At 64.6% G+C, this 9151-nt stretch carries 10 protein-coding genes; 4 read left to right on the forward strand and 6 right to left on the reverse strand.

Translation table 11 applies throughout. The annotated features are described in order from the left end of the window. Positions 1–54: 54 nt before the first annotated feature. The 3 genes from ABWP89_RS13455 (at position 55) to ABWP89_RS13465 (ending at position 3676) form a co-directional block, all read left to right on the forward strand. Positions 55–546 carry a DUF3592 domain-containing protein gene (locus ABWP89_RS13455; protein ID WP_353229885.1) on the forward strand — a complete coding sequence of 164 codons (492 nt, stop codon included), beginning with the start codon at positions 55–57 and terminating at the stop codon, positions 544–546. 260 nt (positions 547–806) lie between these two features. Continuing rightward, positions 807–2630, forward strand: coding sequence for a DNA helicase RecQ (recQ, locus tag ABWP89_RS13460; RefSeq protein WP_502915292.1), 1824 nt, complete (start codon positions 807–809; stop codon positions 2628–2630). Between the two features lie 110 nt (positions 2631–2740). After that, complete coding sequence (locus tag ABWP89_RS13465; RefSeq protein WP_353229886.1) at positions 2741–3676, forward strand: right-handed parallel beta-helix repeat-containing protein; 936 nt, start codon at positions 2741–2743, stop codon at positions 3674–3676. A gap of 125 nt (positions 3677–3801) precedes the next feature. Here ABWP89_RS13465 and ribA read toward each other — a convergent pair whose 3' ends face one another. Together ribA and ABWP89_RS13475 are read right to left on the reverse strand one after the other, a co-directional pair. Beyond that, positions 3802–4887 (reverse strand): GTP cyclohydrolase II, encoded by a 1086-nt coding sequence (gene ribA / locus ABWP89_RS13470; RefSeq protein ID WP_353229888.1) that lies wholly within the window; start codon positions 4885–4887, stop codon positions 3802–3804. Further along, a complete protein-coding gene (locus ABWP89_RS13475) occupies positions 4884–5669 on the reverse strand; it encodes an exodeoxyribonuclease III (RefSeq protein WP_353229889.1) in 786 nt (261 codons plus the stop codon). Before ABWP89_RS13475 ends, ribA begins: the two co-directional genes overlap by 4 nt. A gap of 383 nt (positions 5670–6052) precedes the next feature. Between ABWP89_RS13475 and ABWP89_RS13480 the strand changes: the two genes are divergently transcribed. Beyond that, positions 6053–6232: a hypothetical protein gene (locus tag ABWP89_RS13480; RefSeq protein ID WP_353229890.1), complete on the forward strand. Its 180-nt coding sequence runs from the start codon at positions 6053–6055 to the stop codon at positions 6230–6232. A 10-nt stretch (positions 6233–6242) separates the two neighbouring features. Here the strand turns inward: ABWP89_RS13480 and ABWP89_RS13485 are convergent, their stop codons facing one another. From ABWP89_RS13485 to ABWP89_RS13500, 4 genes are all read right to left on the reverse strand, one after another. Beyond that, complete coding sequence (locus tag ABWP89_RS13485; RefSeq protein WP_353229892.1) at positions 6243–6812, reverse strand: LolA family protein; 570 nt, start codon at positions 6810–6812, stop codon at positions 6243–6245. 216 nt (positions 6813–7028) lie between these two features. Beyond that, positions 7029–7196: a 50S ribosomal protein L33 gene (gene rpmG / locus ABWP89_RS13490; protein WP_353229893.1), complete on the reverse strand. Its 168-nt coding sequence runs from the start codon at positions 7194–7196 to the stop codon at positions 7029–7031. Between the two features lie 180 nt (positions 7197–7376). Continuing rightward, a complete protein-coding gene (ppk2, locus tag ABWP89_RS13495) occupies positions 7377–8186 on the reverse strand; it encodes a polyphosphate kinase 2 (RefSeq protein WP_353229895.1) in 810 nt (269 codons plus the stop codon). A 13-nt stretch (positions 8187–8199) separates the two neighbouring features. Next, a complete protein-coding gene (locus ABWP89_RS13500) occupies positions 8200–9015 on the reverse strand; it encodes an undecaprenyl-diphosphate phosphatase (protein WP_353229905.1) in 816 nt (271 codons plus the stop codon). Positions 9016–9151 lie beyond the last annotated feature (136 nt).

Raw genomic sequence — 9151 nt, forward strand, 5'->3', positions numbered from 1 at the left:
GCGCGACTTGATACAGGACGGTTTTTTAACCGCCCGCATGGCATGGCCACTGCCATGGCATCGCTGTTTCTTTTGCTGGCCATCGTCGCCTGGGTGGCCATGGTCTATGCGCTGTGGCGCGTCGCGTGCATGCTGGCCGGGTGGCGGCCGACACCGGCGCAAGTGTGCAAAAGCGATTATACCGACACCCAGCAATGGGAAGACCGCTGGCTGAGCCCGATGATGACATCGCGCGGATACAGTTGGCGCGATGGCGATGACATGCGCATGATCACCGATGAAATTGTCTATACACCGGCAGATGGCCACCAGCGCCGCGCGCTGGTCGAACGGCAGGTGGTGCGCGGCTGGCAACCGTCGGGGGTCTATACGGTGTGGTACGACACCGCCGATCCGACGCAGGTGACGTTCTATGGTCCGTTCTACTGGCTGCTGATGGCGGCCAGCAGCGGGGTCATCGCGGGCGTGCTGTTCCAGATGCTGATACTGACCGGCGGGATGGCGGCGGTGGTTGCGGAATTGCCGGGGCTGCGCCAGCTGGGCTGATTTCGGCGCGATTTATACCAAAGTTCACTGACGTGAACTCATACCTCCCGCCCCGCCTCCCCACCCGACCACCATAACCTACTGGTATCGTTGGTGGTCGGCTCCTCAGCGAAAACGTCCCCCGGACGTTTTCGTGATCTTCGTCGCGGGAGGCGGGGCGGGCGGTATGAGTCGCGCTTTGCGCGACTTGGTATTGGTCCAACAAGCAGTTTGTGGCGGACCCGCGATCTGGCATAGCGATGCGCGTGAACCATGCTGACCTGACCGCGCCCACCCATCCCGATCTGACTGCCCTCGCTGCCGCGCGCGCGGAACTGGCGCGCGTGTTCGGCTTTCCGGCGTTTCGCGGCGTGCAGGACCGGGTGGTTGGCCGGGTGCTGGCAGGGCATTCGACGCTGGCGGTGATGCCGACCGGCGCGGGCAAATCGCTGACCTATCAATTGCCGGCGGTCATGCTGCCGGGCACCTGCGTGGTGGTATCGCCGCTGATCGCGCTGATGCATGACCAGTTGCGCGCGGCGCGCGCCAACGGCATCCGCGCCGCCACGTTGACCAGCGCCGACAATGACCGTGGCCAGACGATGGACCGGTTTCGCGCTGGCGAGCTTGATCTGTTGTACATCGCGCCCGAACGCGCCAGCCAGGGGCACTTTCGCGAACTGCTGGAATCCGCACCCATCGCGCTGTTCGCGATTGATGAGGCGCATTGCGTGTCGGAATGGGGGCACGATTTTCGACCTGATTACCGCCTTTTGCGGCCGTTGCTCGACCATTTCGGGGATGTGCCCAGGCTGGCGCTGACTGCCACGGCCGATGCGCATACCCGTGCCGATATTCTGGATCAGCTGGGCATTCCGCACGATGGCCTGATCATCGCCGGGTTTGACCGGCCCAACATCCGCTATGCCATCACGCCGCGCGATGCGCCGTTGCGGCAATTGACCCGGCTGTTGCAGGATCATCCCGGCCCCGGCATCATCTATGCGCCGACGCGCGCCGGCGTGGAAAAGCTGGCCGATCAGCTGGCTGCGACCGGCCGCCGTGTGCTGCCCTATCACGCCGGTCTTGCCCCCGATGTGCGCCTGGCCAACCAGGCCGCGTTCGTCGCATCCGAAGACATGGTGATGGTCGCCACGGTGGCGTTCGGCATGGGTATCGACAAACCCGATGTGCGGTTTGTGGCGCATGCCGGCCTGCCCAAATCGATCGAAAGCTATTACCAGGAAACCGGCCGCGCCGGCCGTGATGGTGATCCGGCAGTGGCGCTGATGCTGTGGGGGGCGGATGATTTTGCCCGCGCCCGCGCCCGGCTGGGCGAACTGGAAGAAGCGCGGCGGGGCGGTGAACGCACCCGGCTGGATACGCTGGCCAGCCTGGTCGAAACCGCGCAATGCCGCCGCGCGATCCTGCTGCGCCATTTCGGCGAAGATCCGCCGGCAGCGTGTGGCAATTGCGACAATTGCCTGGATCGCCCGGCGGTGGCCGACGTCACCGAACTGGCGCGCAAACTGTTGTCGGCGGTGTACCGCACGGGGCAATCGTTCGGGCTGGGCCATGTCGAAAAGGTGCTGACCGGCGCGAGTGATGAGCGGGTGGCGCAGCGCGGGCATGACCAGCTGTCGGTATTCGGCATCGCCACGGCGGACGAAGCACGGCTGATCCGCCCGGTCGCGCGCGCTTTGCAGGCGCGCGGCGCCCTGGTGCAGACCGAACACGGCGGGCTGATGCTGGGCGGCGATGCGCGCGACATTCTGAAGGGCGCGAGTACCGTCGACATGATTGTCCACGCCGCGGCGGAAAAGGCCGATCGCCCCACGCGGCGGCGCAAGGGCGGCGCTGCGCCGGCGGGCGATCCCGCCGATGATCCGCTGTTCGATGCACTGCGCGCACTGCGCCGCGATCTGGCACGCGAAACCGGGGTGCCGCCTTATGTGGTGTTCCACGATTCCACTTTGCGCGAAATGGCGGCGGCGCGCCCCGCCACGCTGGATGCGCTGGCGGAAGTGAGCGGGGTGGGCGCGCGCAAACGCGATGCCTATGGCGACCGCTTTATCGCCGTCATCCGCGAATTTGTCGCCGGCTGAGGCAGGCACAGGTGGCCGGGAATGAGACACCCGCGACCCCATCACCACATCGACAGCGCGCGCAGCATCGGGCACAATCAGCGGGTTAGATCACGAAAAGGCTGCTGATCATGCGTTTTGTCCTGCTTGCACTGGCTCTTTCGGCCACGCCCCTGGTGGCGTCGGCGCAGGATTCGCGCGCGCCCTATCTGCTGGTGGAAACCGGGCAGCGGTTTGCCGCTTTGCAGGCGGCGGTGTCGGCAATCGGCGACCGGCGCGGCACGATCATGATCGCGCCGGGGCTGTACCGCGATTGCGCAGTGCAGACGCAGGGCGATGTCGCGTTTCTGGCGACGGTGCCAGGCGCGGTCACCTTCGATGGCGCGATTTGTGAGGGCAAGGCGGCGCTGGTGGTGCGTGGCCGCTCTGCACGGGTCGAAGGCATCGTGTTTCAAAACCAGCGCGTCGATGATGGCAACGGGTCGGGCATCCGGCTGGAACACGGCAATCTGATCGTGCGGCAGGACTGGTTTCGCGACAGCGAAGAGGGCATCCTGTCGGCCGATGATCCGGCGGGCACGGTGCTGATCGAACGATCGACGTTTTCGCGGCTGGGGCGGTGCGACCGCGGGCTGTCATGCGCGCACGGGGTCTATTTCGCCAATTATGCCAGCGTGACCATCCGCAACAGCCGGTTCGAAGCGGGACGCGGCGGGCATTATGTCAAAAGCCGGGCGGCCCGGATCGAAGTGACCGATTGCAGTTTTGACGATTCGGCGGGCCGCGCCAGCAATTACATGATCGATCTGTCGATCGGCGCGACCGGGCTGATCCGCGGCAACTGGTTTGTCGGAGGGCCGGACAAGGAAAACCGCACCACCTTCATCTCCAACGCCCCCGAGGACCACGCACACAGTGCCGACGGCCTGACCATCGATGGCAATAACGCCCGGCTGGCACCCGGCGCAAAATACGACACCGCGTTCTTCGTCGATTGGTCGGGCGATGCAGTGCGGCTGGGCCAGAACACCATCGGCGCGGGCATCCGCCGGTTTGAAAAGCGATAGGGGATCTATGGCGTCCCTCCCCTCAGGGGAGGGGTTGGGGAGGGGTGTCCGACGCCCGAATTTGTCGCGCGCCATCGCGGCGCTGGACACCCCCTCCCAACCCTCCCCCTGAGGGGGAGGGCTTTTCAATCCAGCAAATGGCCTGACCGGTCGCGTTTGGTGGCCAGATAGCGGTGGTTGTGCGGGTTGGCGGGCAGTTCGTGCGGCACGCGTTCGACCACCTCCACGCCCACGCCGCGCAACGCGTCGACTTTGGCGGGGTTGTTGGTCATCAGCCGGATCGCCGGCACGCCCAGCAGATCAAGCATGCGCGCCGCCACCGGAAAATCGCGCGATTCGTTGGGCAGGCCCAGCCGTTCGTTGGCGTCGACCGTGTCGAACCCCTGGTCCTGCAACTGATAGGCGCGCAATTTGTTGATCAGGCCGATGCCGCGTCCTTCCTGCCGCAGATAAAGCAATACGCCCCATCCGCCATGTTCGGCTTCGTCTGCCATGGCACGCAGCGCAGCATCGAGCTGTGGCCCGCAATCGCATTTCAGGCTGCCCAGAATATCCCCGGTCAGGCATTCGCTGTGCAGCCGCACCAGCGGCACGCGGCTGCGGTCCTGCGTGCCAATGATCAGCGCGACATGTTCGCGCACATCGTCGCGTGACCGGAATGCAACGATTTCGGCATTGTCGGTGGCCGCCACCGGCAGATGTGCGCGGGTCTGGATCGACAGCCCGTCACCATCGCGAAACATCAACAGGTCGTCCGGGGTGACCGTCACCGCCACCGTGCTGCCGGTCGCAACCAGAAATGCTGGCAGCACGCCGGCCATCCGCGCCAGTTCCATCGCGGTGCGCGCGACATCGGCATCGGGCAGCGGATCAACGCGGAATGGCCCGCGCAAGGGGCTGGCCAGATCGCGCGCCGGATCGGCCAGATCGCGCGCGGTCGCCAGTGTAAACGGTTCCAGCCCGCGGATCAGCACCGGCGCGGCGGGGTTGAACGCGATGGTGTTGCCCAGTTTCAGCGTGGCCGCGCGCGCCGCGGAAATCAGCACCCGCGCGGCGTGAATCCCCGGCTGGGCATAGCCGGTTTCGGCCGGCAGCAGATCAAACCCTGCGGCGGCATCGGTGGCAGACGCGGGCTCCACACGGATCGCCCAGCCATGGCGCAGCGCATCCAGCGCCTGCGCCACCCGCCGGCCGCCCTCTGGCAGGATCATGCGGCAAACCCGGTGATCAGCGGAATATGGTCCGATGGCTGGTCCCAGCGGCGGGTTTCTTCGACCAACCGGTGTTCGCGCGATCGTTCGGCCAGCGCAGGTGACGCCCACATATGGTCCAGCCGGCGCCCCTGGTCCTTGTCGCGCCAGTACGACCGGTACGACCACCACGAATAATTGCGCGCCGGGGCGGGGATATGTTTGCGCCCCAGATCGACCCAGTCGTGCGCGGCGGCCAGCCGGGCCAGCGCCGCGACCTCAACCGGGGTGTGCGAAACCACTTTCACCAGCGCCTTGTGATCATAGACATCGCAATCCAGCGGGGCGACATTGAAATCACCGACCAGCAGCGTCGGCCGGTCCAGCCCGGCCGACCAATCCGTCATGCGTTCCAGAAAGTCGAGCTTCTGGCCGAATTTGGCATTGGTATCGCGATCGGGAATGTCGCCGCCGGCGGGGATATAGACATTGTCCAGGTGAAGGTCGTGCCCGGTCAGATCGACGCCGACATGGCGCGCTTCACCATTGGCCTGCCAGTCGTGGCGCCTGGTTTCGACAAACGGCAGGCGGCTGACCGTCGCCACGCCGTGATAGCCCTTTTGGCCAGAAATGGTGATGTGGCCGTACCCCAGCCGTTCGAACATTTCGCGCGGGAAAAGATCGGCGGTGCATTTGATTTCCTGCAGGCACAACACATCGGGCGCGTGCGTCACCAGCAGCCGTTCAACCTGGTCGATACGCAGGCGCACCGAATTGATATTCCATGTGGCGATCGTGATCATGGCGCAGGCTCTAATACCAAGTCGCGCAAAGCGCGACTCAAACCTCCCGCCCCGCCTCGCGAGCCCGACCGCCACAGTTTGATGGTATCATTGGTGGTCGGGTGGGGAGGCGGGGCGGGAGGTTTGACTGCACGTAAGTGCAGTTTCACTTAAAGCTGCCGCAAAAAAGTGGGAACCGGTTTTTTGCAAATGGCGATGCGAACACAAAAAACAGCACACCCGGACCGGCCGGTTGATGCTGTTGCGGATCGCTTGTGGTGAGGGGCAGCTGGAAAACCCTCGCCCCAGGGGGGGCGTTAGGGGCGAGGGTTCCAGCTGCGTTCGTCACGCTGTGACAAGACGAATCGGGGGGTAGGGTAGCGGGTAACAGGGGGGGGACCCGCTTGATCCGTCTTGCTGAAACCGTCTTAGCCGGGTTCCGCTTTCTGCCCGATGAACGGGGTGTGCAGGAAACCTGCAGGGTGTCGCGCGCGGCGCATAATATTTTGGTTAATGCTTTGCGCGTCGCGCGCGCAGAAAGCCGCCTGCGCAACCGCTGCGCGATCATCACCGATACCGGGTAACCGTGGTAAATCAGCCTGCGCGGTGGCTTTGCGGGCGCGGGTCGGTCCACCGGAAGGCCGAATCGTTGACCACCACGCCGTGTTGCGGGTTCAACAGCCGCACCATGGTGCGCCGCGATTGCGCATCGGTGGTGATCCACGAATCAAGCTCCAGCCCGCCCGGGGCAGAGGCCTTGCGCACCATCAGCAGGGTCAGCGTGCCATATTCGGGGTGGCCGGGGTCGCGCACCGCCATGCTGATCAGGTCCGACCGTCCGGTCGGGTTCAGCCTGGCAAACCGTGCGACATCCTTGTTGGGATCGAGCAGCGCGCCCAGCGGGCTGTTGCGGATGGGCCAGCGCTGCACCTGCCGCACCTCGTAATCGATCATGGTCAGCGCCGCGCCGTCGGACACGATCAGCAGCGGCACCCCGGGCTGATACTGGAACCGGATGCGCCCCGGCCGTTTCATCGTCAGCGTGCCGGTCATTCGCCCGCCATTGACATCGGTCTGCACAAAATCGGCGCGCAGCGTATCGATCGCGCGCAGTGCGGCGATAGTCTGGGTTATGTCGGCCGGGGTGGCATCGGCAGTGGCCACAGCGGATTTATCGGCCCTGCGCGTTTCGGCACGCGCCGGCGCCGACGAAAACACCCCCGTCGCGGCAACGACGAGGGTGGCTGAGGTGAGGGCGGTTGAGGCGATCACACCAAAAACAGCACCGCGCCCAAAGCGGGCGCGGGTGCGAATCAGATCAGGCTGGACAGGGTTCATGAACGGCACAATGGCTTGTGGTCGTTGAACCCGCCGTGAACCTTACTTGATCTTGGCTTCCTTGAACTCGACATGCTTGCGCACGACGGGATCATATTTGCGGAAGGTGAACTTTTCCGTGGTGTTGCGCGGGTTCTTTTTCGTGACGTAAAAGAAACCGGTGTCTGCGGTCGAGACCAGGCGGATCTTGACGGTTGCGGGCTTGGCCATGAACTCTATCCTGAAACGTGTGATGTGCGAAACTTGGCGGTATCGCCGCCGGGTGCGGCGCGCCCCTGCCGGGCCCCATCACGCATCAGCATGCGGTGCCCACCGGTCGCGCACCACCGTTGTGCGGTACGAAGTGCCGCCCGTTGCGGGAGAATCGGCCGAATGTCAAGGCAGGAGAGGCTAATCCCGGTCGTCATCGTCAGGCCCGGGCCAGGCCGGCAGCGGTGTGATCTGGCCATAGTGTTCGCGCTGCGGGCCATGCGCCAGGCGCGGCAGATCGAGCGGCGCCACGTCCACCTGGGTATCGGGCAGACGGTCGATCAGATGGCGGATCAGCGTCAGCCGGCCGCGCCGCTGGTCGTTGAAATCGACCAGCGTCCAGGGCGCATGCGGGGTATGCGTGGCGGCCAGCATCGTTTCACGCGCGGCGGTGTAATCGGCATAGCGGTCGCGCGCGGCCAGATCGATGGGTGACAGTTTCCAGCGTTTGAACGGATCGTCGCGGCGTTCGGCAAAGCGTTTTTCCTGTTCGGCCTGGTCGCAGCACAGCCAGTATTTGCACACAATGATGCCGTCATCGACCAGCAGCCGTTCAAACACCGGGGCTTGCGCCAGAAATGCGGTGACCTGGCGTTGATCGGCATAGCCCATCACCGCCTCGATCCCGGCGCGGTTGTACCAGCTGCGGTCGAACAGCATCACTTCGCCCGCCGCCGGCAGGTGTGCGACATAGCGCTGAAAATACCACTGGCCCGCCTCACGCGGCGATGGCGCATCCAGCGCGACCGTGCGCACCTGGCGCGGATTCAGCTTTTCGGCGATGGCGTTGATCACCCCGGTCTTGCCGGCGGTATCGCGCCCTTCAAACAGCACCAGCACCCGCGCGCCGGTCTTGGCCACCCAGCGCGCGACCCCGGCCAGTTCCTGCTGCAGCGGTTCCAGCAATTCGTGATAGCGCTTGTGCCCCAGCGGGTCGGGATCGTGGGACATCACAGGCGCCTTTTTACATGCGCAACAGCCAGATCAGCGCAAAGCTGCCGACAACAATGCGATAGACGGCAAACGGGATGAAGCCGTGGCGGCTGACATAGCCGATGAACAGGCGGATCACCACCAGCGCGACGACAAACGACACCACCGACCCGATCGCGATCTGCGTCAGCCCGACCGGCCCGGCGTGCGTGCCCAGCGCGTGGCGGTTGTCCCACAGCTGTTTCGCGGTCGCGCCGAACATCGTCGGCACCGCCAGGAAAAAGCTGAATTCCGCTGCGGTCTTGCGGTTTTCGCCCATTGCCAGCGCGCCCATGATGGTGGCGCCCGATCGTGATATCCCGGGGATCATCGCCACGCATTGCAACAGCCCGATCATGAACGACCGCTGTGCCGGCAGCGCGCTGACCGGTTCATAGCGGCGCTGGCGCGCGAAGCGTTCGATCACAATGATCGCCACACCGCCGACGATCAGCGCAATGGCCACCACCAGCGGCGATTCGAGCAGGAAATCGATCTTTTTCTTTAGCAACACGCCCAGGATCGCGGCGGGAATGAACGCGATCAGCACATTGCGGATGAAATGCAGCGATTCGCGATCACGCCGCACCGCGCCCACCGCGACATCGACAAACGTGCGCCAGTACACCACCACCACCGCCATGATCGCCGGCAGCTGGATGACGATGTTGAACACTTCCCAGTCTTTTAGGTTGTAACCGAACAGGTCGGTTGCCAGCACCAGATGGCCGGTGGATGAAACGGGCAGGAACTCGGTCAGTCCCTCGACGATACCAAGCGCGATGGCGGTCAGATTAAGGCTATCCATGGACATGGGGGATTGCCGCAGCGCAGCACGCTGTCAAGTTTTGGTTCGGCAATGTCACAGGTCTTTTGCGTCGCTCTTTGAGTGCCACGCACCACCCCGCACCCCCGGCCCATCCACCCATTAAGGTACCCTGTGG

Origin of the sequence: Novosphingobium sp. (assembly GCF_040398825.1) — a bacterium.
Classification (GTDB): domain Bacteria; phylum Pseudomonadota; class Alphaproteobacteria; order Sphingomonadales; family Sphingomonadaceae; genus Novosphingobium.